General features: G+C 54.9%; 20 protein-coding genes, 1 other RNA gene and 1 pseudogene. 10 read left to right on the top strand and 12 right to left on the bottom strand.

Translation table 11 applies throughout. The annotated features are described in order from the left end of the window. Positions 1 to 92: 92 nt before the first annotated feature. The 3 genes from lpxP to ydiJ all read right to left on the bottom strand — a co-directional run bounded on the left by lpxP (position 93) and on the right by ydiJ (position 4,904). Positions 93 to 1,007 carry a kdo(2)-lipid IV(A) palmitoleoyltransferase gene (gene lpxP / locus ACRCWW_RS01630; RefSeq protein ID WP_438680833.1) on the bottom strand — a complete coding sequence of 305 codons (915 nt, stop codon included), beginning with the start codon at positions 1,005 to 1,007 and terminating at the stop codon, positions 93 to 95. Between the two features lie 433 nt (positions 1,008 to 1,440). Beyond that, positions 1,441 to 1,851: a 1,4-dihydroxy-2-naphthoyl-CoA hydrolase gene (gene menI, locus ACRCWW_RS01625; RefSeq protein WP_438680832.1), complete on the bottom strand. Its 411-nt coding sequence runs from the start codon at positions 1,849 to 1,851 to the stop codon at positions 1,441 to 1,443. Continuing rightward, the gene (ydiJ, locus tag ACRCWW_RS01620) at positions 1,848 to 4,904 is read right to left on the bottom strand and encodes a D-2-hydroxyglutarate dehydrogenase YdiJ (protein WP_438680831.1); all 3,057 of its coding nucleotides are present in this window, start codon (positions 4,902 to 4,904) and stop codon (positions 1,848 to 1,850) included. Before ydiJ ends, menI begins: the two co-directional genes overlap by 4 nt. A gap of 209 nt (positions 4,905 to 5,113) precedes the next feature. Between ydiJ and ydiK the strand changes: the two genes are divergently transcribed. Further along, positions 5,114 to 6,238, top strand: coding sequence for an AI-2E family transporter YdiK (gene ydiK / locus ACRCWW_RS01615; RefSeq protein WP_438680830.1), 1,125 nt, complete (start codon positions 5,114 to 5,116; stop codon positions 6,236 to 6,238). A gap of 195 nt (positions 6,239 to 6,433) precedes the next feature. Beyond that, positions 6,434 to 6,541: antisense sRNA RprA (gene rprA / locus ACRCWW_RS01610), an RNA gene on the top strand. Here the strand turns inward: rprA and ACRCWW_RS01605 are convergent. Next, entirely contained in the window at positions 6,539 to 8,914 is a 2,376-nt protein-coding gene (locus ACRCWW_RS01605; RefSeq protein WP_438680829.1) for a glycoside hydrolase family 3 N-terminal domain-containing protein, read from the bottom strand. The genes rprA and ACRCWW_RS01605 overlap by 3 nt on opposite strands. 188 nt (positions 8,915 to 9,102) lie before the next feature. Further along, positions 9,103 to 11,481: a phosphoenolpyruvate synthase gene (gene ppsA, locus ACRCWW_RS01600; protein ID WP_438680828.1), complete on the bottom strand. Its 2,379-nt coding sequence runs from the start codon at positions 11,479 to 11,481 to the stop codon at positions 9,103 to 9,105. A 339-nt stretch (positions 11,482 to 11,820) separates the two neighbouring features. On the opposite strand from ppsA, the gene ppsR reads away from it, so the two are divergent. From ppsR to ACRCWW_RS01560, 8 genes are all read left to right on the top strand, one after another. Continuing rightward, positions 11,821 to 12,654, top strand: a complete 834-nt coding sequence (gene ppsR / locus ACRCWW_RS01595; RefSeq protein WP_438680827.1) for a posphoenolpyruvate synthetase regulatory kinase/phosphorylase PpsR — start codon at positions 11,821 to 11,823, stop codon at positions 12,652 to 12,654. Positions 12,655 to 12,807: 153 nt separating this feature from the next. Continuing rightward, a complete protein-coding gene (aroH, locus tag ACRCWW_RS01590) occupies positions 12,808 to 13,854 on the top strand; it encodes a 3-deoxy-7-phosphoheptulonate synthase AroH (RefSeq protein ID WP_438680826.1) in 1,047 nt (348 codons plus the stop codon). Between the two features lie 255 nt (positions 13,855 to 14,109). Beyond that, complete coding sequence (gene hemP, locus ACRCWW_RS01585) at positions 14,110 to 14,334, top strand: hemin uptake protein HemP (protein WP_438680825.1); 225 nt, start codon at positions 14,110 to 14,112, stop codon at positions 14,332 to 14,334. Positions 14,335 to 14,416: 82 nt separating this feature from the next. Beyond that, entirely contained in the window at positions 14,417 to 16,396 is a 1,980-nt protein-coding gene (locus ACRCWW_RS01580; RefSeq protein ID WP_438680824.1) for a TonB-dependent hemoglobin/transferrin/lactoferrin family receptor, read from the top strand. A 49-nt stretch (positions 16,397 to 16,445) separates the two neighbouring features. Then, the gene (locus ACRCWW_RS01575) at positions 16,446 to 17,474 is read left to right on the top strand and encodes a hemin-degrading factor (protein ID WP_438680823.1); all 1,029 of its coding nucleotides are present in this window, start codon (positions 16,446 to 16,448) and stop codon (positions 17,472 to 17,474) included. After that, complete coding sequence (locus ACRCWW_RS01570; RefSeq protein WP_438680822.1) at positions 17,471 to 18,289, top strand: heme/hemin ABC transporter substrate-binding protein; 819 nt, start codon at positions 17,471 to 17,473, stop codon at positions 18,287 to 18,289. The genes ACRCWW_RS01575 and ACRCWW_RS01570 overlap by 4 nt, the downstream gene beginning before the upstream one ends. Continuing rightward, a complete protein-coding gene (locus ACRCWW_RS01565; RefSeq protein WP_438680821.1) occupies positions 18,289 to 19,278 on the top strand; it encodes a FecCD family ABC transporter permease in 990 nt (329 codons plus the stop codon). Before ACRCWW_RS01570 ends, ACRCWW_RS01565 begins: the two co-directional genes overlap by 1 nt. Beyond that, entirely contained in the window at positions 19,271 to 20,038 is a 768-nt protein-coding gene (locus ACRCWW_RS01560; protein WP_438680820.1) for a heme ABC transporter ATP-binding protein, read from the top strand. The genes ACRCWW_RS01565 and ACRCWW_RS01560 overlap by 8 nt, the downstream gene beginning before the upstream one ends. A 3-nt stretch (positions 20,039 to 20,041) precedes the next feature. On the opposite strand, the gene selO is transcribed toward ACRCWW_RS01560, so the two are convergent. From selO to ihfA, 7 genes and pseudogenes are all read right to left on the bottom strand, one after another. Next, the gene (selO, locus tag ACRCWW_RS01555) at positions 20,042 to 21,484 is read right to left on the bottom strand and encodes a protein adenylyltransferase SelO (RefSeq protein WP_438680819.1); all 1,443 of its coding nucleotides are present in this window, start codon (positions 21,482 to 21,484) and stop codon (positions 20,042 to 20,044) included. A 61-nt stretch (positions 21,485 to 21,545) separates the two neighbouring features. Beyond that, entirely contained in the window at positions 21,546 to 22,259 is a 714-nt protein-coding gene (locus ACRCWW_RS01550; RefSeq protein ID WP_438680818.1) for an EAL domain-containing protein, read from the bottom strand. 275 nt (positions 22,260 to 22,534) lie between these two features. Then, a complete protein-coding gene (locus ACRCWW_RS01545; protein ID WP_438680817.1) occupies positions 22,535 to 22,999 on the bottom strand; it encodes an NlpC/P60 family protein in 465 nt (154 codons plus the stop codon). Positions 23,000 to 23,076: 77 nt separating this feature from the next. Further along, positions 23,077 to 23,814 carry a vitamin B12 ABC transporter ATP-binding protein BtuD gene (gene btuD / locus ACRCWW_RS01540; protein WP_438680871.1) on the bottom strand — a complete coding sequence of 246 codons (738 nt, stop codon included), beginning with the start codon at positions 23,812 to 23,814 and terminating at the stop codon, positions 23,077 to 23,079. 11 nt (positions 23,815 to 23,825) lie between these two features. Next, complete coding sequence (locus ACRCWW_RS01535) at positions 23,826 to 24,377, bottom strand: glutathione peroxidase (RefSeq protein WP_438680816.1); 552 nt, start codon at positions 24,375 to 24,377, stop codon at positions 23,826 to 23,828. A gap of 28 nt (positions 24,378 to 24,405) precedes the next feature. Beyond that, a complete protein-coding gene (gene btuC, locus ACRCWW_RS01530; protein ID WP_438680815.1) occupies positions 24,406 to 25,386 on the bottom strand; it encodes a vitamin B12 ABC transporter permease BtuC in 981 nt (326 codons plus the stop codon). A gap of 168 nt (positions 25,387 to 25,554) precedes the next feature. After that, positions 25,555 to 25,851: pseudogene (gene ihfA / locus ACRCWW_RS01525) on the bottom strand (integration host factor subunit alpha); the annotation flags it as partial. Positions 25,852 to 25,874: the final 23 nt, after the last annotated feature.

The raw sequence follows: 25,874 nt of genomic DNA, 5'->3' as shown, positions 1-25,874 counted from the left end.
CTATTTATGAGATAGGGTTTACGGGGGTTAAGGCAACAAAAAAGCCCTGCGGTCAGAGCAGACGCGCAGGGCTTTCGGTAAAAACGGTCAGATCAATAGAGCGAAGACTGGCCGGCCGGGCGAGTCTTAAAGCGCCTGTGCACCCACAGATACTGTTCTGGCGCACGCAGGATCTCTTTCTCAATCACCTTGTTCATGTAGCTTGCAGCCTTGAACTCGTCTTCAATCGGGTAATCGGTCATCAGTTCGCTGATGTGCAGGCTGTAACCACGGTTATTCGCTTTACGCACCATGGTAATACTCAGCAGATCAGCTCCGGAGAGGCGCGAAAGCACGTAGGTACCGTTTGTGGTTGCCGCCTGAGGAACCGAGAAGAACGGCGCAAAAGTACTGCCTTTCGGGCCGTAATCCTGATCGGGCGCAAACCACACCGCTTCGCCGTCTTTCAGCGCACTGACCAGGCCGCGCAAATTACGACGATCGATCATGGCCTTATTAGAACGAAGGCGACCTTTGGTCTGCACCCATTCCATCATTTTGCTGTTATGCGGACGATAGGTTGCCATCATCGGGCGACACAGCCCCATGGCGCGGCCACCTAATTCAAGCGACATAAAATGCACGCCGACCACCATGACGCCCTTTTTATCTTCCAGCGCACGAGTGAGGTTGGCATAGCCTTCTACATCAAACCATTTTTTAACCCGGGCATCACTCCAGAACCAGGCCATTCCCGTTTCAATTAATCCCATTCCTAAAGAAATAAAATTCTGTTCAATTAATTTCTCTTTCGCTTCAGCATTCATGTCAGGAAAACAGAGCGATATATTTCTTGACGCTATCTTTTCCCTTCTTTTCAAAAATGGGCGTGATGCACGACCCAGAGAAGAGCCAATGATATAAAGCAGCGGATAAGGGAGTTGTACGATCAGCCAGAGCACGCCTAAGCCAAACCAGGTGAGCCAGTTACGGGGGTGCAGCAGCGTTGTGTCGAAGGCTTTTGCCATCGTTAATTCCTGTAAGCATGTGAGCCAGTAGCGCATAAGGAAAAAACGAAGGAAATCATCAATCTTTAGGCGATACAGAACAAATTTTCACGTTGCTCAAAAACAGAGTTCTGAGTCGAACGCCAAAAATCTCCCGATAAACTGAGTCCATATAAGAGATAAAAGCAGGTTTCGTTGTGGCAAGGTTAACTGCCTGGAGGCAGGATGCTACATTCGTTTAGAAAAAGATAGTGAATTAATCTGAAGCTCACCTTAAGTGCTCATTTATAAAACGGGAAATGTCTGATATTTAATTACGAATAATTACACTGCTAATGATTAATGATTTTGGCCATGCTGTTTATTAAGGCAATTCGTCAGAAATAATGAAGAAAAGCACCGCGGCGCGGTGCTTTTTCAGAATCATTGTTGTTCAATTTATCTCAACATTGGCCTAAACCACGGCCGTTGTCAGACGAGAAGTGCAGCACAATTTGCCGTGCTCATCGAAGATCTCAATTTGCCACACCTGATGCCTGCGTCCGGCATGCAATGCCTTGCAGACACCGCGCACTCGTCCATCACGAACAGAACGCAGATGATTGGCGTTCACTTCCACGCCCACCACCTTCTCATCACCCTGCGTGCAGAGATAACCCGCTACGGAACCCAGGGTTTCTGCCAGCACCACGGAAGCACCACCGTGTAACAGGCCAAATGGCTGGTGCGTGCGGCTGTCGACCGGCATGGAAGCTTCCAGGCTGTCTTCATCAATGCGCTCAAAACGAATATCGAGAAGCCCGACCATATTGCCTTCGCTCATGGCATTGAGGCTTTCCAACGTAGCGGTACGTTTCCAGATCATCCCATAATCTCCAGTAGGGCCTGTAGCGGATGGCGCACGCCGCTGCCTTCAACACGTTTCACCTGGCTGCGGCAGGAGTAGCCTGTCGCCAGGCAGCGATTACGAGGTAAACGCTGCATCGCCTGCTGCCAGGAAAGTGCATAGATGCCGAGGGAGTTTTCATGGTTCTGGACTTCGTGCCCGTACGTCCCTGCCATTCCGCAGCAGCCGACGTTGACACTTTCCAGTTTCGCCCCAAACCGGGCAAAAATAGCCGCCCACTGTTTCGGCGCCATGGGCAGCGCCGTCACTTCTGTACAGTGACCAAAGAGATACCAGGATTCGCCGCTGACCTCAGTCACGTCACTATTTTCGAGCGCCTTTGGTAACCATTCGTGAACCAGTTGTACCTGAAAATCACCGCGCTTATCCGCCAGCGTCTGCTTGTACTCATCGCGATAACACAGTACCAACGCCGGATCGACGCCCACCATCGGCATGCCAAGCTCTGCAATGCGGTTCAGGAAATCAGCTGTCTTTTGGGCCGTTTTGGCGAAACGCGCGAGAAAACCTTTAATGTGCTGCGCTTTCCCGTTTGGCGAGAAGGGTAGCACCACAGGCTGGTAGCCCACACGTTCAACCAGACGGACAAAATCTGCCACCACTTGCGCGTCGTAATAGCTGGTGAAAGGATCCTGTACCACCAGCACCATTTTCGCTTTCTGTTCTGGCGACAGCGCTTCAAGCTGCTCCAGGGTCAGGTTCGCCGACCGGTGCCCCACCATTTGCTGTTGCAGTGACGGCACGGAGAGCAGCGGCAGGTCGATCATCCCGATGTGTTTTTTCGACAGGCTTTTCACCCACGGCTGGCTGATGAAGAAGTTAAAGGTTTTCGGCGCGCGCGCCATCAGCGGCGCGTAGCTTTCCACCGTGGCGACAACGTGATCGCGCAGCGGTCGCAGATAGCGCGTGTGGTAGAGCTGCAAGAAACGCGAGCGGAACTCCGGCACGTCAATCTTGATGGGGCACTGCGTCGAACACGCTTTACAGGCCAGACAGCCGGACATCGCCTCTTTCACTTCGTGAGAAAAATCATACTCGCCTTTGCTGGCATGCCAGGTATTGCGGGTCCGTTCGATCAATGAGCGCAGGCTGGCACGTTTCTCTGGCAGTTCTTTCTCAAGTTTCAGCGGGTCAACGCCGCGATCGGCTAACAAACGCAGCCACTCACGCGTCAGCGTGGCGCGCCCTTTCGGTGAATGCATGCGGTTGCTGGTGATTTTCATCGACGGACACATCGGGCTGTTCACATCGAAATTAAAACACAGGCCGTTGCCGTTGCACTCCATCGCGCCGCGCCAGGATGAGCGCACCGCAATGGGAATTTGTCTGTCGAACGTGCCACGCTTAACCGCATCGACTTTCATCATCGGATCGTCAACGCCCTCTGGCGGACAGATTTTCCCCGGGTTCAGACGGTTATTCGGGTCGAACGCCGCTTTCACTTTGCGCAGTTCGCCATACAGCGTTTCACCGAAGAACGCCGGGCTGTATTCAGCACGGAAGCCTTTACCGTGTTCACCCCACAGCAAACCGCCGTATTTGGCTGTCAACGCCACCACATCATCTGAGATCCGCTTCATCAGGATCTCTTGTTGCGGGTCACACATATCCAGCGCAGGACGAACGTGCAACACCCCGGCATCAACGTGACCAAACATGCCGTAGCTCAGGCCGTGGCCGTCCAGCAAGGCGCGAAACTCGGCAATATAATCAGCCAGATGTTCAGGCGGCACGCAGGTATCTTCCGCAAACGGGATCGGTTTGGCGGCCCCTTTGGCATTGCCCAACAACCCTACGGCCTTTTTACGCATCGCGTAGATTCGCTCGATACCGTCAAGCTCATTGCAAAGCTGCCAGCCAATCACGCCGCCTTCGCTCGCCGCTATCAGCCCATCCAGACGTTCGCACAGTGCGCTGACCTGGCTTTCAATCAGCGCCTCATCATCCCCGGCAAATTCGACGATGTTGAGGCCCAGCATCTCTTTATCAGGTACATCAGTAATCAGCTCGCTCACCGAATGCCAGACGATATCTTCACGCGCCAGATTCAGGACTTTTGAATCGACGGTCTCGACCGACAACGCCCGTGCATCCACCATAAACGGGGCATTGCGGAGCGCAGAATCGAACGAATCGTATTTCACATTCACCAGACGCCGAACTTTTGGCAGGCGGGTGATATCCAGCCGCGCCTCGGTAATGAACGCCAGCGTGCCTTCGGAGCCGGTCAAAATGCGGGTTAAATCGAACTCACTCATCTCATCGTTAAAGACGTGGCGCAGATCGTAGCCCGTCAGGAAACGGTTGAGTTTGGGGAATTTGTCGATAATCAGCTGACGATTTTCTTTGCAGCGTTCATACACCGTGCGGTAAATGCGCCCGCTGGCGGATTGCTCTTTGGCCAGCGTTTCGGCCAGCAGCACCGGAACCGGCTGGGTATCCAGAATATCGCCGCCCAGCAGGACAGCGCGAACACCCAGCACATGGTCGGACGTTTTACCGTACACCAGCGAACCCTGGCCGGAAGCATCGGTGTTGATCATGCCGCCAAGCGTGGCGCGGTTGCTCGTTGAAAGCTCGGGTGCAAAGAAATACCCATAAGGCTTGAGAAACTGATTAAGCTGATCTTTGATGACCCCGGCTTCGACTCGCACCCAACCCTCTTCCGGGTTGATTTCAATAATGCGGTTCATGTAACGGGAAAGATCGATAACGATGCCCTGATTCAGGGACTGGCCGTTGGTGCCAGTGCCGCCACCGCGTGGGGTGAAGACCAGTGAGCGGAAACGCTCTTCATCGGCGATGCGTGAAAGCAGCGCGACATCAGCGGTAGAACGGGGAAAAACCACGGCATCGGGAAGGAGCTGATAAATGCTGTTATCCGTTGCCATCGTCAGCCTGTCGGCGTAACGGGTGGCGGTATCGCCGGTAAAACCTTGTTGCTCCAGTGCCTGCAAAAAATTCAGCACCAGCTGAACGACGCCGGGTGCCTGAGAAATTTGTGGGATCATGACGCTCGACCCTGCCTGACTAAGTTGTGGATGGTTGTGTTAGGTCTGTTTTATCGTTTGCGTATTGCTCCTTCGTTGTATCACATTTTTTCCTTATACGCTTATTGGATTTTGCAGCGATCATGATCCCGAAATTGTTGATATTATTATCAGTAAACGGATTTATCTCCTGCGCCTGATTTGGGCGCATTTATAAAGGTACAAACTGTATGACAACCGTTCATCGGCCCCGTGATATACCGCAGACCCTGCTGTCGGTATTGTTTTTAAGCCTCATGATTGTGGCCTGTCTGTGGATAGTCCAGCCCTTCATTCTTGGCTTTGCCTGGGCCGCGATGGTGGTAATTGCCACCTGGCCTGTTCTGATTAAGCTCCAGCGTCTGCTGTTCGGTCGCCGCTCTCTCGCGGTATTGGTGATGACGCTGTTACTGTTCCTGCTGTTTGTTATCCCGATTGCCCTGTTGGTCAACAGCCTGGTGGATAGCAGCACGCCGCTGGTTCACGTGGTCACTTCCGGCAATCTGACGTTACCCGATCTCGCCTGGCTGAACAGCATTCCGCTGGTTGGCGCAAAACTGTATTCAGGCTGGCATAGCCTGCTGGATATGGGCGGCACAGCCATCATGGCGAAAGTACGCCCTTATATCGGCACCACGACCACCTGGTTTGTGGGTCAGGCGGCGCACATCGGTCGCTTTATGATGCACTGTGCCTTGATGCTGTTGTTCAGCGCCCTGCTTTACTGGCAGGGTGAAAAAGTCGCATTTGGTGTGCGCTATTTCGCGACACGGCTGGCGTCCAGGCGTGGTGATGCCGCAGTGCTGCTGGCAGGTCAGGCTATACGTGCCGTAGCGCTTGGCGTCGTGGTGACAGCACTGACACAGGCGGTACTGGGCGGAATCGGTCTGGCTATCAGCGGCGTGCCTTACGCCACGCTGCTGACGGTGGTGATGATCTTCTCCTGCCTCGTTCAGCTCGGCCCGCTTATCGTCCTCATTCCTTCCATCATCTGGCTGTACTGGACGGGTGATACCACCTGGGGCACCGTGCTGCTGGTCTGGAGCTGCGTGGTGGGGACGATGGACAACTTCATCCGCCCAATGCTGATTCGTATGGGCGCCGATTTGCCAATGGTACTGATACTGACCGGCGTTATCGGAGGCTTGATTGCCTTTGGGATGATCGGGCTGTTTATTGGGCCGGTGCTGCTCGCGGTGACCTGGCGTCTGTTTGATGCCTGGGTTCGTGAAATCCCGCCACCGTCTGAAGACCAGGATGAAGTGCTTGAGGAGCTCGAAGAGTTCGAAGCCAGTCATCAAAAGCTTGATAACTAAATAATTTCGGCCCGGGAATAGTTACTTTCCCGGGCCAAATACTTAAGCATCGCTAATCATTAAAACCCCATCGGCTGCACTCAGTACTTCTTTCCCTCTGGATCATCCTCTTTCGCGTCGCAAATTCTTTACCTCTTTTTAACTATTAAGACCAATCTGATCGACGCAAAAATTCTCCATGCCTACTATTAGCTCAAGGTTATAAATCAACACCTTGATTTATAAGCATGGAAATCCCCTGAGTGAAACAACGAATTGCTGTGTGTAGTCTTTGCCCATCTCCCACGATGGGCCTTTTTTTTATCCGCGTTTCACGTCACATCGGCTCATCATGCGCCAGTTTTCTGGCAAAACTCGCGTTTCACCTCTCACTGTAGCCATCACCGTGCCATGAATATCCCTTGATGATGTGCCGATCATCAGCTCAAACTTCCCGGGTTCGACGACTCGCTTCCCATTACGCGCGGTGAAATTAAGCATATCGACAGGCAGCGTAAAGGTCAGGCTTGCCGATTCCCCCGCTGCCAATGACACTCGTTGAAAGGCTTTCAGCTCTTTGACCGGCCGCACCATCGAGGCGACTTTGTCATGGACATACACTTGCACCACTTCACTGCCGTGGCGTTCGCCCTTGTTGGTGATGGCGATACGCACTGAAATATCCCCTTCTGGCGTCACTTCTGATGTCAGCAATTCAGGCTGACCAAAGCTAAACTCCGCCCAACCTTTGCCATAACCAAACGGATAGCGGCTGCCGAAGTGGAAGGCGAAAGGCGTTCCGCCACTTTTCAGTTTATGGTTGTAGTAATACGGCATTGCCCCGGCGCTTTTCGGCACGCTGACCACTAATCTTCCCTGAGGCTCAGTTCGCCCGGTCAGTACATCGGCTATTGCCCAGCCGCCTTCCTGGCCTGGCGCCCATGCCATCAGCAAGGCAGCCACTTTGTCTTCCAGGCCTTTCAGGTGGTAAGGCCGTCCGCCCGTCATCACCACGATGACCTGTTTCCCGGTTGCCACCAGCGCTTCAAGCAACTGTTGCTGCACACCGGGCAATTCCAGCGAGTCGGTATCTGACCCTTCACCCACGGTTCCACTCTGGAATAATCCTGCCAGATCGCCCACGCAGGCCACCACCACGTCGCTTTCCTGCGCGATTTGAACGGCTTCGGGGATCAGCGAAATATCAAAAGAAACGGGGGATTGCTGCATCGGCTTGCCGCTGCTCTCGCCCGGAAACACAGGCGCACCGGCCATACGCTTTTCAATAATATGGCAGCCTTTGGCGTAGCGAATATTCTGTTCCCCCAGGCACTGGCGCAGAGCATTGAGTGGCGTAGTGACCTGAGAAGTCTCTTCTAACATATCGCTGATGATGAGGTGCACCGGGAAGCTGTAGCCGCTAAGCAGCGCTAACGGGTCGTTGGCCGTCGGGCCAATCACCGCGACACGGGGTTTTCCTGCCAGCGGTAACACTCCGTTATTTTCCAGCAGCGTGATCGAACGTGTTGCCACATCGCGCGCAGCCTGGCGGGTAACCGCGCTTTGCAACTCAATGGTGTTTTCATCGGCATAAGGCCGTTCAAACAGGCCGAGGCGGAATTTTTCAGTGAGCGTGCGAGCCACAATTTCGTCGACTTTTTGCATCGAGATCAGCCCTCGCTCCACGGCCTGCGCCAGATGTCGAGCACAATCATCCTTGGGCAATTCGACATCCAGCCCGGCATTAAACGCCAGCGCCGCAGATTCAGCCGCATCGTGCGAAACCCCATGGTGCTGATGTAACAGGCTAACGCCGCCATAATCGGCAACCACGATGCCATCGAATCCCCATTTTTCCCGCAGAATGTCAGTTAACAGGAAGTGGTCACTGTGGCCGGGCTGATTGTCGATATCATGATAAGCAGGCATTACGGAACCCGCATTCGCCAGCTTGACGGCCATTTCGAAGGGCAGCAGGAACGTGTCATTGAGTTCACAAAAACCAAGATGTACCGGGGCATGATTGCGTGCGCCTTCGCTGAAGGAGTGCCCGACATAATGTTTTAAGGTTGCCAGCACATCACGTTTTTTGCCCTGTAACCCCTCAACATAAGCACATGCCATCACGCCGACTAACCACGGATCTTCGCCAAATGTTTCTTCTGTGCGCCCCCAGCGAACATCGCGGGAGACATCCAGCACGGGCGCTAATCCCTGATGACAGCCCGTGGAGCGGGATTCCTGACCAATACATTCTGCGGCGTGTCGAACAAGCTCCGGGTCCCAGGTTGATCCGTAGTTCAGCGAGGAGGGAAACAGCGTGGCGTCCTTGCAGAGCAAGCCTACCAGACACTCTTCATGAAACAGCGCGGGGATGCCAAGTCGGGTTTCTTCCACCAACATCTTTTGCAGGCGATTCGCCGCCCGCACGCCGGTTCGGGCATCCACAATGTGTGTCCCCAGCGGGCGCGTGATTTGCCCCACCCCGAGCTTCAGTCGTTCGTTTAAGGAGGCCTGTTCCGACACACCGGCAAACTCATCGCTCATATCTGAACGCTCCCGGTGATCGCCCTGAACGCTGAGCACCAGCCAGTAAGCATGCATCTGGGCGAATTTTTCTTCCGGTGTCATTCGCGCCAGTAAATCGGCAACACGGTCGGCAACGGGACGCTGCGCATCTTGGTAGAGAGCGGTCATCTTTGACTCCTGAGTGCGTGAAAGGAAAGGCTAAGGCACTCAGTATTGGAAAGGCTCCGCAGACCGACAATTGCAGAATTGACCAGCGGTTTTATGATTTTTTGTTTTTTGCCCGGAGTGTGATCCGCCGCAAGGCGTTGAACGCTGGATAAAAAAATCCCCGGACAGTGCCGGGGATCAGGAGGCGATTATTTTTTCAGTTCAGCGAGGCTGAGCCACGTCTGTACGACGGTGTCCGGGTTAAGGGAAAGGCTATCGATGCCCTCTTCCATCAGCCATGCGGCAAAGTCTTCGTGATCCGAAGGCCCCTGTCCGCAGATCCCGACATATTTGCCCTGCTTCTTCGCTGCTCGAATCGACATCGACAGCAATGCTTTCACCGCTTCGTTGCGCTCATCGAACAGCTCGGAAACCACGCCGGAGTCACGATCCAGACCCAGCGCCAGCTGCGTCATGTCGTTCGACCCGATGGAGAAGCCGTCAAAGTGTTCGAGGAACTGCTCCGCCAGCAGCGCGTTGGACGGGATTTCGCACATCATGATGATCTTCAGCCCGTTCTCACCGCGCTTCAGCCCCTGACGTGCCAGCTCGTCGACCACCGCTTTCGCCTGGTCAACGGTACGCACGAACGGGATCATGATTTCCACATTGGTCAGCCCCATCTCATTACGCACGCGTTTAACGGCGTCGCACTCGAGCGCGAAGCAGTCGCGGAAGCTTTCCGACACATAACGGCCTGCCCCGCGGAAGCCCAGCATCGGGTTTTCTTCTTCCGGTTCGTAACGCTCGCCGCCCACCAGGTTGGCGTATTCGTTAGATTTGAAGTCGGACAGACGAACAATCACGCGCTTCGGATAGAACGCCGCACCCAGCGTCGCGATGCCTTCTGTCAGACGACCCACATAGAATTCTTTCGGCGAATCGTAGCCTTTCATCATCTCGCGGATTTCGGCCTGCAGCTTCGCGTCCTGATCGTCGAACTCCAGCAGCGCACGCGGATGCACGCCGATCATGCGGTTGATGATGAACTCCAGACGCGCCAGCCCCACGCCTTCGTTCGGCAGGCAGGCAAAATCAAATGCGCGATCCGGGTTACCGACGTTCATCATAATCTTCAGCGGCAGATCCGGCATGGTATCGACGCTGGAGCTTTTCACGCTGAAATCAAGCATATCGGCATAAACGTAGCCGGTATCGCCTTCTGCACAGGAGACGGTCACTTTCTCATCATCCTTCATGCGTTCGGTGGCATCACCGCAACCCACCACCGCTGGAATCCCCAACTCACGCGCGATAATCGCCGCATGACAGGTGCGACCACCACGGTTAGTGACTATCGCTGCCGCTTTTTTCATGATCGGTTCCCAGTCCGGGTCGGTCATGTCGGTGACCAGCACGTCACCTGGCTGAATGCGGTTCATTTCGCTGATGTCATGAATCACTTTCACCGGGCCCGCGCCGATGCGGTGCCCGATAGCACGGCCTTCAGAGATGATTTTCCCGTGAGCGTGAAGGGTATAACGCTCCATCACCTGCCCACGCGAACGCACGGTTTCCGGGCGAGCCTGGACGATAAACAGTTTGCCGGTGTGCCCGTCTTTGGCCCATTCGATATCCATCGGACGACCATAATGTTTTTCAATCTGCACCGCCTGCTTCGCCAGCTCCTGCACTTCTTCGTTGGTCAACGAGAAGCGGTCGCGATCGGCCTGCGGTACATCTTCAATGCGAACCTGTTTGCCATGCTCCTGAGTCGGGGCATACACCATACGAATCTTTTTCGAGCCCATGGTACGGCGCACGATCGCCGGGCGATTAGCCGCCAGCGTTGGTTTATGCACATAGAACTCATCCGGGTTGACTGCGCCCTGCACCACCATTTCGCCCAGGCCGAACGCGGAGGTGATAAACACCACCTGATCAAAGCCGGATTCAGTATCAATGGAGAACATCACGCCGGAAGAGGCAAGATCAGAGCGAACCATACGCTGAACGCCCGCAGACAGCGCCACGCCGCGGTGGTCATAGCCCTGATGCACGCGATAAGAGATGGCGCGGTCGTTGAACAAAGAAGCAAACACATGCTTCACCGCCACCAGCACGGCGTCGTAGCCCTGCACGTTGAGAAACGTTTCCTGCTGTCCGGCAAACGAGGCATCCGGCATGTCTTCAGCCGTCGCGGAAGAGCGCACGGCAAAGGAGGCTTCCGCGTCATCAGCAGAAAGCTGGTCGTAAGCCTGATGAATGGCCTTTTCCAGCTCAGGCTGGAAAGGCGTATCGATGATCCACTGACGAATTTGCGCCCCGGCTTTCGCAAGCGCCGTCACGTCGTCAATGTCGGTTTCGTCCAGCACCTGATAAATGCGCTGGTTAACGCCGCTCTGGTCGAGGAACTGATTGAAGGCATCAGCCGTTGTGGCAAAGCCGTTCGGGACGCTAACGCCCAAATCGGACAAATTCGTAATCATTTCACCCAGGGAGGCATTCTTGCCCCCAACGCTGTCTACATCATTCATGCCGAGTTGGTTGTACCAAAGCACCAGCGGTGACGAGCCATTGTTGGACATCGAAATAATTCCTTATATGAATTAAGAAAAATGCCAGAAGAGCACTGGCTTCGTTATTTATCCTGCCATAATTAACCCGGCTGAAAAAACGGTGAATCGTTCAAGCAAATTATTTTTCCCTTTTTTCAGACAGTTCCCCTCTTTAGCTTAACTCCATGATTCATCAGGATTCCCACACCAAATGGCGGTCTATAGACAGCGTAATGAAAAATGAACGGCCCTTTTCACTAAAAATAAAAATACCGTTCCATTTTTAAAAGGGAGACAAAACATCCTCCGTTATGATTAAAATAAACAGAGCCTTCAGCAAATTAACGTCAAACAAACCGGATGGTCAAAATGGATAATGCTGTCGATCGCCACGTATTTTATATTTCTGATGGAACCGCCATCACGGCCGAAGTGCTTGGTCACGCCGTCATGTCGCAATTCCCGGTTTCGGTCAACAGCATCACGTTGCCGTTTGTCGAAACCGAAAGCCGGGCCAAAGCCGTTAAAGAGCAAATTGACGCCATCTATCAGCAAAGCGGCGTGCGCCCTCTGGTGTTCTACTCCATCGTGTTGCCTGAAATCCGCACCATCATTTTGCAAAGCGAGGGCTTTTGTCAGGATATCGTTCAGGCGCTGGTTGCCCCTCTTCAGCAAGAACTCAAACTGGACCCCACGCCTATCGCGCACCGTACGCATGGCTTAACCCCAGGCAACCTCACCAAATACGATGCCCGTATCGCTGCCATTGATTACACGTTAGCGCACGATGACGGCATTTCACTGCGTAATCTCGATCAGGCCCAGGTCATTCTTCTGGGTGTTTCTCGCTGCGGAAAAACTCCGACCAGTTTGTACCTGGCCATGCAGTTTGGGATCCGCGCCGCAAACTACCCGTTTATCGCCGACGATATGGATAACCTTGTCCTTCCCGCCGCGCTGAAGCCGTTACAACACAAGCTGTTCGGTCTGACTATCAACCCGGAACGGCTGGCAGCCATCCGCGAAGAACGCCGTGAAAACAGCCGTTACGCATCGATGCGCCAGTGCCGTATGGAAGTCACGGAAGTCGAGGCGCTGTATCGCAAAAATCAGATCCCGTGGCTGAACAGCACCAACTATTCGGTGGAAGAGATAGCCACCAAAATTCTCGACATCATGGGTCTCAGTCGCCGTATGTACTAACACACTAGTACAATGCAGCAAAATGCGGTAAGATTTGCTGCGTAATAAGATGTGCGTCACATTCTGCCTTGAATAAAACAGGGATTGGTTTATCGTGATGCGCATCACTTCCGGCATTTCAGCCGCTGAAGCAACCCAATTCTGAGAGTCACAATGAACAAAACTGATGAACTGCGTTCGGCGCGCATCGACAGCCTGGTAACGCCTGCTGAACTGGCGCAGCGCCACCCTGTTTCGGCTGAAGTCGCAAGCCATGTCACCGCCTCACGCCGCCGTATTGAAAAAATCCTCAATGGTGAAGATAAACGTCTGCTGGTGATCGTCGGGCCGTGCTCGATTCACGATCTGGACGCGGCCATGGATTACGCCCGCCGTTTGCAGGCGCTGCGTGAAAAGCACCAGCATCGCCTTGAAATTGTTATGCGCACTTATTTCGAAAAACCGCGCACTGTTGTTGGCTGGAAAGGGCTAATTTCCGATCCCGATCTCAACGGCAGCTATCGCGTTAACTACGGGATTGAACTTGCCCGCAAGCTGCTGTTGCAGGTTAACGAGCTGGGTGTGCCAACCGCCACCGAGTTCCTTGATATGGTGACCGGGCAATTTATCGCCGATCTCATCAGCTGGGGCGCGATTGGCGCTCGCACCACGGAAAGCCAGATCCACCGCGAAATGGCCTCTGCGCTCTCCTGCCCTGTTGGCTTCAAAAACGGGACGGATGGCAACACCCGGATCGCCGTTGACGCCATTCGTGCCGCCCGGGCCAGCCACATGTTCCTCTCGCCTGATAAGAACGGTCAGATGACTATTTATCAGACCAGCGGCAACCCTTTCGGCCATATCATTATGCGCGGCGGCAAAAAGCCAAATTATCACGCGGCGGATTTGGCTGCGGCCTGCGATACGCTGCATGAGTTTGATTTGCCGGAACATCTGGTGGTGGATTTCAGCCACGGTAACTGTCAGAAGCAGCATCGTCGCCAGCTCGAAGTGTGTGATGATATCTGCGATCAGATCCGCAATGGTTCCACCGCGATTGCCGGGATCATGGCCGAAAGCTTCCTGCGCGAAGGCACACAAAAAATCGTCGCCGGTCAGCCCATGACCTACGGTCAGTCGATTACCGATCCTTGCCTGAGCTGGGAAGACAGCGAAATTCTGCTGGATAAACTGGCTGCGGCTGTTGATAGTCGCTTCTGAGTCTGTTGCTTTGTCGGGTGGCGCTTTCGCTTACCCGACTTACAAAAAACACTCTGCGGTCTGATCCCCTCACCCCGGCCCTCTCCCACGGGGAGAGGGAGCCAACACTAAAAACCTTCTCCGCGGAGAAGGTTTTGCCGTTCACCTCGTGCCGCCCGGCAATACCCAAAAGCCAATATCCCACCAACCGCTATTTTTTGATCCAGTCACCTATTTTTCACAAAAGGGGTTGCTGTGTGAATTGATTTGTTGATAATGATTATCATTGTTACTTTGATTGCTATTTTTAACATTATGACATCTCTGGACACAACAGTTCCCCGCGGCCCACTCATGCCAAAACCGCAGCCACAGCCTGACGATCGTCGTATAGACAGCAAAACACTGCTGGGCCCGGAAGGCCGCGTCATTATCGAACATGATGGTCAGCATTACCTGCTGCGACAGACTCATGCCGGTAAATTAATCCTGACAAAATAATGCGTTAACACACAACCTTTCGCCAGCCACCCAGGATCCAATGCCGAGGCAGCCAGCGCTTTTCACCTATTTGGAGAGTTGCATGCTACACCTGCATTCCGCGTCTTTGCGCCCGTCGCTGGTCGCTTTGGCTGTTTTCGGCGCTATCGCTTCCCCGGCCTTCGCCGCCTCTGAACAAATGACCGTCACGGCCACCGGCAACGAGCGTAGCGCTTTTGAAGCGCCGATGATGGTCACCGTGATTGATGCTGATACCCCGGAAGGGCAAACCGCCAGTTCTGCCGCCGATATGCTGCGCCAGGTGCCTGGCCTTACGATTGACGGCACTGGCCGGACTAACGGGCAGGACGTCAATCTGCGCGGTTATGACCGCCGCGGCGTGCTGGTGCTGGTTGATGGCATTCGTCAGGGCACCGATACAGGCCACCTGAACAGCACATTCCTCGATCCGGCGCTTATCAAGCGCATCGAAGTGGTTCGCGGCCCTTCCGCCCTGCTCTATGGCAGCGGCGCGCTGGGCGGCGTGATTTCCTACGACACCGTTGATGCCGCCGATTTACTGAGTGCAGGCCAGAACAGCGGATACCGCGTGTTTGGCACCGGCGGTACGGGCGATCACAGTCTTGGCATGGGGGCCAGCGCGTTTGGCCGCACCGATACGCTGGACGGGCTGGTCTCCTGGTCAAGCCGCGATCGTGGTGATTTAAAACAAAGCGACGGCTTTACCGCCCCCAATGACGAAAGCATCAGCAATTTCCTTGCTAAAGGGAGCTGGAAAATCGACCCAGCTCAGAAGCTGAGTGGCTCTCTGCGTTATTACAACAACGCCGCGCAGGAACCGAAAAACCCGCAAACGCCTGCGGCTTCTGACAACAGCAACCCGCTGACCGATCGCTCGACCATTCAGCGTGACGCCCAGCTGACTTACAACATTGCGCCAGAAGGCAACGACTGGCTCAATGCGGACGTTAAAGCTTACTGGTCTGAAGTGCGCATCAACGCGCAAAACATCGATGACTCCGGTGAATTCCGTAAACAGACCACCAAAGGCGGTAAGGTTGAAAACCACACGCGCCTGTTCAGCGACAGCTTCGCCTCTCACCTGCTGACCTACGGCGGGGAATACTACCGCCAGGAGCAAAATCCGGGCGGCGTGACCACCGGATTCCCGGACGCAAGCATCAATTTCAGCTCCGGCTGGTTACAGGATGAGATCACGCTGCGCGACCTGCCCGTTACCCTGCTGGGCGGGACGCGCTATGACAACTATCGCGGAAGCAGCGACGGCTACGACGATGTCGATGCGGACAAATGGTCTTCCCGCGCCGGTCTGACCATCAGCCCGACAGACTGGTTAATGCTGTTCGGCTCTTACGCACAGGCCTTCCGCGCCCCGACAATGGGTGAGATGTATAACGATGCGAAGCACTTCTCCATCGGCAGCTTCTACACCAACTATTGGGTGCCAAACCCGAACCTGCGTCCGGAAACCAACGAAACGCAGGAATACGGTTTCGGTCTGCGCTTTGACGATCTGCTGATGGCTAACGACGGTCTGGAGTTCAAAGCCAGCTACTTTGATACCAACGCCAAAGATTACATCACCACTTCCGTCGATTTTGCCGCCGCGACGACCACTTCGGTCAACGTGCCCAACGCCAAAATCTGGGGCTGGGACGTGATGAGCAAATACTCCACCGACTTCTTCAGCCTTGATGTCGCCTACAACCGTACCCGCGGTAAAGACACCGACACGGGCGCCTGGCTTACCAGCATCAACCCCGACACGGTGACGTCTCGCCTGGATGTACCGATTGCGCATTCTGGCTTCTCGGTTGGCTGGATAGGCACCTTTGCCGAAGACACCAAAAACATCAGCGCCAGCCCGCAGGCCGGTTATGGCGTGAACGACTTCTACGTCAGCTATAAAGGCCAGCAAGCCCTCAGCGGCCTGACCACCACGCTGGTCTTCGGCAATGCCTTCGACAAAGAGTATTACTCGCCGCAAGGCATTCCGCAGGACGGGCAGAACGGCAAAATTTTCGTGAGTTATCAGTGGTAATCACACCCACCCCGGCTCGCCGGGGTTCTGAACTGGAAGGAAGAAGAGAATGAATCACTACGCACGCTGGCTGGCACTGAAAGAAGAAAACCCCGGGAAATATGCCCGTGATATTGCTGCGCTGATGGAGATCAGCGAGGCAGAACTCACCTGGGCACGCGTGGGTCACGATGCCTGGCGAGTAAAAGGCGAAGTTCGCGATGTGCTGGCTGCTCTCGAAGCTGTTGGCGACGTGAAGTGCATTTGCCGCAACGACTATGCCGTTCACGAACAGGTGGGCAGTTTCACCAACCAGCACCTGAGCGGACACGCCGGGCTGGTGTTAAACCCGCGTGCTCTGGATCTGCGTTTGTTCCTCAATCAGTGGGCAAGCGTGTTCCATATCAGCGAAACCAGCGCGCGTGGCGAGCGCCAAAGCATCCAGTTTTTCGATAATCAGGGCGATGCGCTGTTAAAAGTCTATACCACCGATGCCACCGATATGGCGGCCTGGGGGGATGTTCTGACCCGTTTTATTCACGCGGATAACCCGGTACTGGCGCTGCAACCAGCTGAAGCACCAGCCATGGCTGGCGATATTGACGGCGCTACGCTTGATGGCGAATGGCGCGCGATGACTGACGTCCATCAGTTCTTTACCCTGCTCAGGCATCATAACCTGAGCCGCCAGCAGGCTTTCCGCCTGGTGGGCGACGATCTCGCCTGTCAGGTGGATAACGATGCCGTTGCCCGCCTGCTCGAAAACGCCCGTCAGGATGCCAACGAAATCATGGTGTTTGTCGGCAACCGTGGCTGCGTGCAGATTTTCACCGGAGCGATTGAGAAAGTGGTGCCAATGAAAGGCTGGCTGAATATCTTCAACAGCGCCTTTACCCTGCATCTGCGCGAAGACACCATCGCCGAAAGCTGGATCACGCGTAAACCAACGGCTGACGGGCATGTCACCAGCCTGGAACTGTTCGCCGCCGATGGCACACAGATTGCGCAACTTTACGGCCAGCGTACCGAAGGCGAGCCAGAGCAAACGCAATGGCGCGCGCAGGTTGAAGCGCTGATCGCCAAAGGGCTTGCCGCATGAAATCCCTCGTCGCGTTGATGGCTGCCCTGCCGCTTCTGGCCGGTGCAGCGACACAAAAAGTGGTTTCACTTGGCGGCGACGTGACGGAGATTGTCTATGCACTGGGGGCGCAAAGCGCCCTCGTTGCACGCGACAGTACCAGCATGTGGCCTCCTGAAGCGACGAAGCTGCCGGATGTCGGCTATCTGCGTCAGCTGAATGCGGAAGGCATTCTTGCCACTCGCCCAACGACCGTGCTCGCCAGCGTTCAGGCTCAGCCTTCTTTGGCACTGAAACAAGTCGCGCAAAACGGTGTGGCCGTGGTGACCGTTCCCGGCAGTAATGACGTTTCGGTGATTGATGAAAAGATCCGGGTGATTGCTGCCGCGCTGAATAAGGACGCCGAAGGCGAAAAACTGCGCCAGCAAATGCAGACCCAGTTGGCCGCCTTGCCAGATACGCCGCTCAACAAACGCGTGCTGTTTATTCTTAGTCATGGCGGCATGAGCGCGATGGCTGCGGGGCAGCAAACGGGGGCCGACGCCGCGATTCGCGCGGCTGGCCTGCAAAATGCGATGCAGGGTTTCAACCGCTACCAGCCACTTTCCCAGGAAGGCGTCATCGCCAGCCAGCCTGATCTAATCGTCATTTCACACGACGGCGTAAAAAGCATGGGCGGCGAAGAGGGAGTGTGGAAGCTGCCGGGTCTCGCACAAACGCCCGCAGGCCGTCATAAACAGGTGTTACTGGTGGATGACATGGCGCTGCTGGGCTTCAGCATCCGCTCGCCGGAAGCCATCCTGCAATTGCGCCAGAAAGCGGAGCAGCTGCCCTGATGACGCCGCAGGTTTTCCGTTCACTGTGCTCATTGCTGGCGCTGTTGCTGCTGTTAACGCTCTGCGCCACCACCTTCGGGGCGCTGAAGCTGCCGCTTGATGCCCTCTGGCACGGCGACAGCGCACTGCGCCAAATCTGGTTCACCATCCGCTTACCCCGCGTGTTACTGGCTCTCACCATCGGCAGCTCTCTGGCGCTGGCAGGCTGTGTGATGCAAGGCTTATTTCGCAATCCTTTGGCCGATCCCGGTCTTTTGGGGATCAGCAGTGGTGCCGCGCTATCGGTGGCGCTGTGGGTTGTCCTGCCGTTTTCCCTGCCCGCGGTGTTGATGCTGTATATGCCCATGCTTGCCGCGTTCATCGGCAGCCTGGCGGTGACGGTGATTATTTTTATACTCAGCCAGCGTCACGATAATTCGCTCTCACGTCTGCTGCTGGTGGGCATTGCGATTAATGCGCTGTGTGGCGCGGCGGTTGGCGTGCTGTCCTGGCTCAGCAACGATGCTCAACTGCGCCAGCTTTCGCTGTGGGGCATGGGTAGTCTTGGGCAGGCGCAATGGTCGACCTTGCTCGCCACCGCCTCGCTGATGCTGCCTACGGTAGCGATGATCTGGCGGCAGGCAAAGCAACTCAACTTGCTTCAGTTAGGTGATGAAGAAGCGCATTACCTCGGGGTGAACGTGCGTCAAATCCAAAGGCGTTTGCTGATGTGCAGCGCCTTGCTGGTGGCTTCTGCGGTTGCCGTTAGCGGGGTGATAGGCTTTATCGGCCTGGTGGTGCCGCATTTGCTGAGGATGTGGCTGGGGGCCGATCATCGCGCCGTGATCCCGGGCTCCGTGCTTGTCGGCGCCATTTTGCTGCTGATTGCTGATACTCTCGCGCGAACGCTTGTTGCGCCCGCTGAAATGCCTGTCGGCCTGCTAACCAGCCTGCTCGGTGCGCCGTGGTTCTTATGGATGATTTTCCGTCGCGGAGGCGCTAATGGATAACTGTTTACAAGCCAGGTCGCTTTGCTATTCGCCGGTGTTGCGTGATATCTCACTTTCCCTGGAGCCGGGAGAGCTGGTCGCCCTGATTGGCCCAAACGGCGCAGGGAAATCGACGTTGCTGCGGGTGCTGACGGGCTACTTGTCACCCGATAACGGTCAGTGTGACCTGAAAGGCAAAGCGCTCAACGAGTGGACACCCGAAGCGTTGTCGCGCCAGCGAGCGGTAATGCGCCAGCAAAGTCAGCTGGGATTTGACTGGCCGGTGGAAGCCGTCGTCGCTATGGGTCGCGCGCCCTGGCCGCAGCAGGATAGTCGTAAGATCGTGTCGCAGGTAATGGCATTAACGGGCTGTCAGCCACTGGAAAATCGCAAGTACAACACGCTCTCGGGTGGCGAACAGCAGCGCGTACAATTAGCCCGCGCGCTCGCTCAACTGTGGACGGACAATGCGCCACGAGGCTGGCTATTTCTCGATGAGCCGACTTCAGCGCTGGACTTGTATCACCAGCAGCATTTACTGCGCTTGCTTAAAAATCTGACGTCTCAGGGTGAATTGCACGTCTGTGCCGTACTGCATGATTTGAACCTGGCCGCACTCTGGGCAGACAGACTGTTGCTATTGCATCAGGGGGAAATGGTGGCCCAGGGCACGCCTGCGCAAGTTTTGCAGGCGGAAACCCTGAGCCGCTGGTACGGCGCTGAAGTGCATATAGGACAGCATCCTGGCAGCCAGACGCCGCAGGTCTTTTTAGCTCGCTAAGCCTTAACTGGAACAGCTCACTTCCAGCCGCTTGCCCCACTCTGGGGGGCGGCTGGCGTAATCGTCGTTCCTGTCAGCGTAAGGATCACGTAACACCTCATGCAAACGAGCGAACTCCTCATACTCTCCACGTTCAGCCTGTTCAATCGCGCGTTGCGCCAGCCAGTTACGCAGGACAACCGCCGGATTAACCTGCTTCATGCTTTGCTGACGCTGCGCGTCATCCACCTGCTCGTGTTGCAGTCGGGCGCGATAAGAAGCAAACCAGCTGTCGAACGAGGCCCGGTCGATAAACTCATCCCGCAACGGTGACGCCGTACTGTTTTGTTCCGTTTCGCTCAACATGCGGAACGTCCGCGAGTAATCGCTACCCTCGCGTTCCATCAGGCCAAACAGGCCATTAAGCAGCTCATTGTCGCCTTTTTCTTCGCTGAACAGGCCCAATTTGGCACGCATCAGCTTGCCGTACTCCACCAGCAGCGCTTCCTGATAAACATCCAGCAGCGAGTTCAGCGTGTCGACGGCGATAAACGGCGACAGCGTTTGTGCCAGACGTTGCAGATTCCACAACCCTACAGCAGGCTGGTTTTCAAAGCTGTAACGCCCCCGATGGTCCGAGTGGTTGCAGATATAACCCGGCTGGTAGTCATCGAGAAAACCATACGGGCCGTAATCCATGGTCAGGCCAAGGATCGACATGTTGTCGGTGTTCATCACGCCATGGCAAAAGCCGACGGTTTGCCAACGGGCAATCATTCGCGCCGTTTTTGTGACAACGTCACGGAACCATAAAGCGTATTTATGTTCCTCTTTATCGAGATGAGCCCAGTGGTGGCGAATCACATAGTCGGCGAGCTGGCGTACTTTCTCCGGCTCCCGGCGGTAATAGAAATGCTCGAAGTGCCCAAAGCGGACGTGACTTTCCGCCACGCGAATCAGCATTGCCCCCTGCTCAACCGTTTCGCGGTACACCGGCGTGTCGCTGGTGACCACAGACAGCGCGCGAGTCGTTGGAATGCCGAGAGCAAACATGGCTTCTGAAGCAAGGCTTTCACGCAGCGTTGAACGCAATACTGCACGCCCGTCACCCATGCGTGAATACGGTGTCAGACCAGCGCCTTTCAGGTGCCAGTCATAACGACGACCGTCGGCCAGCTGCTGCTCGCCAAGCAGGATCCCTCGCCCGTCGCCAAGCTGTCCAGCCCAGACGCCAAACTGGTGACCGCTGTAAACCTGCGCCAAAGGCAGCATGCCGGGCAGCAGCGTTTCACCGCCCCAGACTCCCGCGCCGGTTGTCGTGGCAGAGAGTGATGCGGGCAAGCTGAGCTCTTCCGCCAAAGGCGCGTTGTGCCAAATCAGGCGCGCGTTATCCAGCGGCGTTGGGGAAAGCTCGGTATAAAAACCTGGCAGCTCATCGTGCCAGTGATGGGTAAAAGACAGGGTCATGGTTCCTCCTGTCTTTAGTGTAGTGCCAACGCAGGCAGATAAATACGGGCGAGATGCAGGGTTATTGCTGCACCAGTGACGTTAACGCCGCCGCATCCACAGCCGGCCACAGTGCGCCCTGATAGGCACTAAACCCCCATGGCTGCAGGCGCTCGAGCAGTGCCTGGCTGTCCACTCCGGCCGCCATCATGACACTGCAGAACGGTTTAATTTGAGCGGTGATCGCTCGCATAAAAGGGTCAAAAGATAATAGCGGTGCCTGCTGTTGGATAAAGTTTTTATCCAACGCAACGCGTTTAAACAGCCCGCTAAAAACAGGTAAGGCCGACGCTTCTCCGGCACCAAAATTGCCCAATACCAACGGAAAGTGATTCACCAGCTGAACTAACAAATGCTGTTCATCGAGCGTATTCAACTGAGGAAAATTCTCATTGACGGTGAATTCAAGAAAAGAAAATCGGGCAGCGCGTTCTGCCAGTTCCTTTTGCGCTAAAAGTGCTTCGGCGATTGCCGGCGTTATATTAATCCAGGCAATCAATTGCTGTTGAATAAAAAAGATATGGCAGCTTTCAAGCAGCAAGAGTTTTTCAGTAAACAGCGCAATTTCATCATCCGGACTCAGGCGTGAGGTAATCAAACTGGTTGGCGTGCGGACGTTGTCTTGCGCACCAACGAAGTTAGCAATGAGCTCAAGCCCCACAAGCTCGCCCCCGCCATTTCTGGCAGGGAGGAATAACAATTCTGGCCGGTATGCTTTATCCAGTGAGACAATCATTGCGCCCACCCCTGTTTAAGGGCTATCCCCGGTCGCGGCTGTGTGGTTCCAGTAGAATAGAAAATCTTTGATTTCAAAAAGATTAAGTTCATTCGTTCCTTTTTATTTCAGGAATTCCTTTGCATTATCATTATGATGATTGTAATCCATATTCATGCAGACGCACAATCCACAGATTCATTACGTGAATAGTGTTAGACGCGATAATTATTTCGCAAGCGGGCTTTTATTTCTTCCTAAACAAAAAGGGCCTTTCGGCCCTTTTTGTCTTATGGCTATATCCGTCTTGCCTGCCAGAAATTTTTCCGCCAGTAGACATTATCCAGCGAGGAACGCGTCACCCCCTGGCTGGTTGAGGCGTGAATAAATTGATTGTCGGTGTCGTAGATCCCGACATGCAAACCACTGCCACCAGACCCGGTTTTAAAGAACACCAGGTCGCCCGGCAATAAATCGTCTTTGTCAATTTTCGTGCCAACTCTCGCCTGATTTTTCGTGTCGCGAGGCAGTTGCATATCGAACTGATCGCGGAAAGTCATCATGACGAAGGCGGAGCAATCTACCCCGCGACGCGTGCTGCCACCGTACCGATACGGCGTACCGCGCCAGTTCGTTAGCTGATCGTTAAGATTGGCAATGACCGTGATGGAATCAGAAAGGCGTGGGTTGGGCGGCGGCGCACGATGGCTGCTACACCCTGCTAAAATTAATGCCGCCACTAACAAAATAAAGGGACGCATATCCTGGCGTATCCTCTGAGTTTTTTTATAGGTTTAATTTAGCTCGCGATGCCGGAAACTGGCAACCATTAGCCGCCTCACAGGGCTGCTATCAGGATTTCAGTGCCGTCCGTCGTCAGCTTTTTGAACGGCATATCATACGCAGCCGTCAGATTTTCTGTCGTCAAAACGTGCGGCGTCTTGCCACTCGCCAGTAATTTCCCTCGACGCATCAACCACGTGCTGCTGGCAAAGCGCAACGTATGATTAAGGTCGTGGCTGCTCATCACAATCATGATGCCTTGCTGATGAAGCTCTGTCAGCACCCTGTCGAATGCCGCTTGCTGAGCGACATCAAGGCTGTTCATCGGTTCATCCAGCAACAGCAATTTGCCGTCCGGGTTTCCCTGAGGATGAATTTGCAAAACGACAGCAGCGAGACGGACGCGCTGCCATTCTCCGCCGGAAAGCTGATTTACCGGGCGTGCTAGTTTATCTTCAAGCCCTAACTTCTCGGCAATGTCGTGCTGCAACGGGTGCTGCGATTTATCATGCTGATGCAACGTCAGATAGTGCCAGACAGGCATGGCGAACGGTGGCGTCTGGTGCTGCGTCAGATAAGCCCGATGGCGGGCAAGCGCTAACGCCTGCCATTCCGTCAAAGAGCGGCCCAGCAAGCTAACCTGCCCTTTGCCCTGACTGATGCCCGCCATTCGCGCCAGCAGCGTGCTCTTGCCGGCCCCGTTTGGCCCGACAAGATGCAGGATTTCACCCTGCATAACTTCCGCTGTGACGGGCTGCAACCGCCCGGATTCTTCCACTGCCTGAAGCTGCATCAATGGCATGATTACTTCGCCAGTGCCAACTTGATTGACTCCATCACAATCGGATCTTCTGGGGTCATATCCGGTGAGAAACGCTGGATAATTTCACCATCACGACCAAGCAGGAATTTCTCGAAGTTCCACAGAATGTCGCCAGGGTGTTTTGGCGCGCGCCCTTTGCTGGCCATACGCTCGTAGAAACCGCTGCTTTCAGGGGCTACGGCTACGGGTGCCGCCGCAGTGAGTTTTTGGTACAGCGGGTGACGATGTTCACCGTTGACGTCGATTTTGCTGAACATCGGGAAAGTCACACCGTAAGTGGTGCTGCAGAAGGTTTTGATCTCTTCTTCGTTACCCGGCTCCTGGCCCAAAAACTGATTGCACGGGAAGCCTAACACGCGAAAACCCTGCGATTCCCAGGCTTTCTGAATGTTCTCCAGTTGCTCATACTGCGGCGTTAACCCGCACTGGGAGGCAACGTTCACCACCAGCAGGACATCCCCTTTGAATTTTTCGAGGCTGATGTTTTCGCCATCAATGGTCGTGACGTGGGTGTTCAGAATATCGTGTTGCATAGCATCCTCTTCGGTGATTAACCGGCGCTTAGCGGCCAGCTTTCAATAATAGCCAGATAAATACGGGCGCGCCTAGCGTGGCGGTCACAACGCCTATCGGCAATTCCGCCGATGCCAACGCCAGTCGGGCAACGATATCAGCAAAAAGCAGCGTCGTGGCACCCGCCAGTACGCATGCGGGGAGCAAAACACGGTGATCCGTCAGGCCACATAAACGCAGAATATGCGGGATAACCAGACCAATAAATCCAATTGCGCCAGCAAGCGCCACGCTGACGCCCACCAGCCAGCCGGTCACCAGCACCAAAAGCCTGCGCCACAGCCAGAGGGGAAGCCCCAACTGGCGGGCAGACGTTTCGCCTAATGACAGCAAATTCAGCGCCTGAGATTGCAGGCAAACCCACAGCATCGCCGGGAGTAAAGCCAGCATCAGCCAGGCCTGATGCCAGTCCACGCCGCCAAAACCGCCCATCATCCAGTACATGAGCTGACGTAAATCGAACGACGTCGAAAAATAAACTGCCCAGGTCATCAGCGCACTGCAAATAATCCCCAGCGCTACGCCCGCTAAGAGCAAACGGCTGGTTGAAAGGTGGCGGCGGGCAAAGCGAAGAAGGACAACGGTGATCAGCAATGCCCCGGCAATCGCACTGAACCCAAGCGCCCAACCGGGGAGCAAGCCTTTTCCGAGCAGCACCGCCGCTATCAGCCCAAGGCCCGCGCCGTTAGAGACACCCAGCAGTCCAGGCTCCGCCAGCGGGTTCTCAAAGAGCGCCTGCATTATCGCGCCAGAGACAGCGAGCGCCGCCCCGACCAGCATCACCGCCAGTGTACGCGGCAAACGAATCTGCCCGACGAACAATTCCCCACGCGGCGTCAGCCAGTCGTGAGGAAACAGCCACTGTTCCCCCGCGCAAAGGCTAATAAAAATAGCCAGCAGCAGAAGCAGCAGCAACACGCCAAGCCATCGCTGATTTCGTCTGTGCTGTCGTTGGGCGAGTGTGTGCATGAAATCCGGGATCCATTGAGGTCAGGTGAATGATTTTAAGAGGGTTACGGCCAAGTGGGAAGGAAAAGCTCTGCATGCAAGGCGATTACCTTCGGAGGGATGCGACTTGCCTGAAAGCAGAAAAGAAAAAAGGCCGCATAAGCGACCTTTTTGGTTAATCAGAAATTCCTCTGCTTTGGGCGAAGCGTTTTCGACACGGCTTTTTAACTTCTGGCCGGGTCTGAAGGTCACCACGCGCCGGGCTGTAATGGGAATATCCTCGCCCGTCTTCGGGTTGCGCCCGGGGCGTTGATTTTTATCGCGCAAATCGAAGTTACCAAAACCGGAGAGTTTTACCTGCTCACCGTTTTCAAGAGCGCGACGGATCTCTTCGAAAAACAGCTCTACCAGTTCTTTGGCATCCCGTTTGCTAAGCCCAAGCTTATCAAACAGATATTCTGACATTTCAGCTTTTGTAAGCGCCATAGGTTCAATCCCTCAATGATGCC

It is taken from the genome of Scandinavium sp. (assembly GCF_051650185.1).
GTDB lineage: Bacteria > Pseudomonadota > Gammaproteobacteria > Enterobacterales > Enterobacteriaceae > Scandinavium.
The sequence above is the reverse complement of the archived record's forward strand: the minus strand, read 5'-3'. Positions and strand labels throughout refer to the sequence as shown.

Bases quoted from the DNA above. Each gene is read 5' to 3' on its own strand.
- lpxP (WP_438680833.1), bottom strand. From the start codon at position 1,007: ATGGCAAAAGCCTTCGACACAACGCTGCTGCACCCCCGTAACTGGCTC.
- menI (WP_438680832.1), bottom strand. From the start codon at position 1,851: ATGATCTGGAAACGTACCGCTACGTTGGAAAGCCTCAATGCCATGAGC.
- ydiJ (WP_438680831.1), bottom strand. From the start codon at position 4,904: ATGATCCCACAAATTTCTCAGGCACCCGGCGTCGTTCAGCTGGTGCTG.
- ydiK (WP_438680830.1), top strand. From the start codon at position 5,114: ATGACAACCGTTCATCGGCCCCGTGATATACCGCAGACCCTGCTGTCG.
- ACRCWW_RS01605 (WP_438680829.1), bottom strand. From the start codon at position 8,914: ATGACCGCTCTCTACCAAGATGCGCAGCGTCCCGTTGCCGACCGTGTT.
- ppsA (WP_438680828.1), bottom strand. From the start codon at position 11,481: ATGTCCAACAATGGCTCGTCACCGCTGGTGCTTTGGTACAACCAACTC.
- ppsR (WP_438680827.1), top strand. From the start codon at position 11,821: ATGGATAATGCTGTCGATCGCCACGTATTTTATATTTCTGATGGAACC.
- aroH (WP_438680826.1), top strand. From the start codon at position 12,808: ATGAACAAAACTGATGAACTGCGTTCGGCGCGCATCGACAGCCTGGTA.
- hemP (WP_438680825.1), top strand. From the start codon at position 14,110: ATGATTATCATTGTTACTTTGATTGCTATTTTTAACATTATGACATCT.
- ACRCWW_RS01580 (WP_438680824.1), top strand. From the start codon at position 14,417: ATGCTACACCTGCATTCCGCGTCTTTGCGCCCGTCGCTGGTCGCTTTG.
- ACRCWW_RS01575 (WP_438680823.1), top strand. From the start codon at position 16,446: ATGAATCACTACGCACGCTGGCTGGCACTGAAAGAAGAAAACCCCGGG.
- ACRCWW_RS01570 (WP_438680822.1), top strand. From the start codon at position 17,471: ATGAAATCCCTCGTCGCGTTGATGGCTGCCCTGCCGCTTCTGGCCGGT.
- ACRCWW_RS01565 (WP_438680821.1), top strand. From the start codon at position 18,289: ATGACGCCGCAGGTTTTCCGTTCACTGTGCTCATTGCTGGCGCTGTTG.
- ACRCWW_RS01560 (WP_438680820.1), top strand. From the start codon at position 19,271: ATGGATAACTGTTTACAAGCCAGGTCGCTTTGCTATTCGCCGGTGTTG.
- selO (WP_438680819.1), bottom strand. From the start codon at position 21,484: ATGACCCTGTCTTTTACCCATCACTGGCACGATGAGCTGCCAGGTTTT.
- ACRCWW_RS01550 (WP_438680818.1), bottom strand. From the start codon at position 22,259: ATGATTGTCTCACTGGATAAAGCATACCGGCCAGAATTGTTATTCCTC.
- ACRCWW_RS01545 (WP_438680817.1), bottom strand. From the start codon at position 22,999: ATGCGTCCCTTTATTTTGTTAGTGGCGGCATTAATTTTAGCAGGGTGT.
- btuD (WP_438680871.1), bottom strand. From the start codon at position 23,814: ATGCAGCTTCAGGCAGTGGAAGAATCCGGGCGGTTGCAGCCCGTCACA.
- ACRCWW_RS01535 (WP_438680816.1), bottom strand. From the start codon at position 24,377: ATGCAACACGATATTCTGAACACCCACGTCACGACCATTGATGGCGAA.
- btuC (WP_438680815.1), bottom strand. From the start codon at position 25,386: ATGCACACACTCGCCCAACGACAGCACAGACGAAATCAGCGATGGCTT.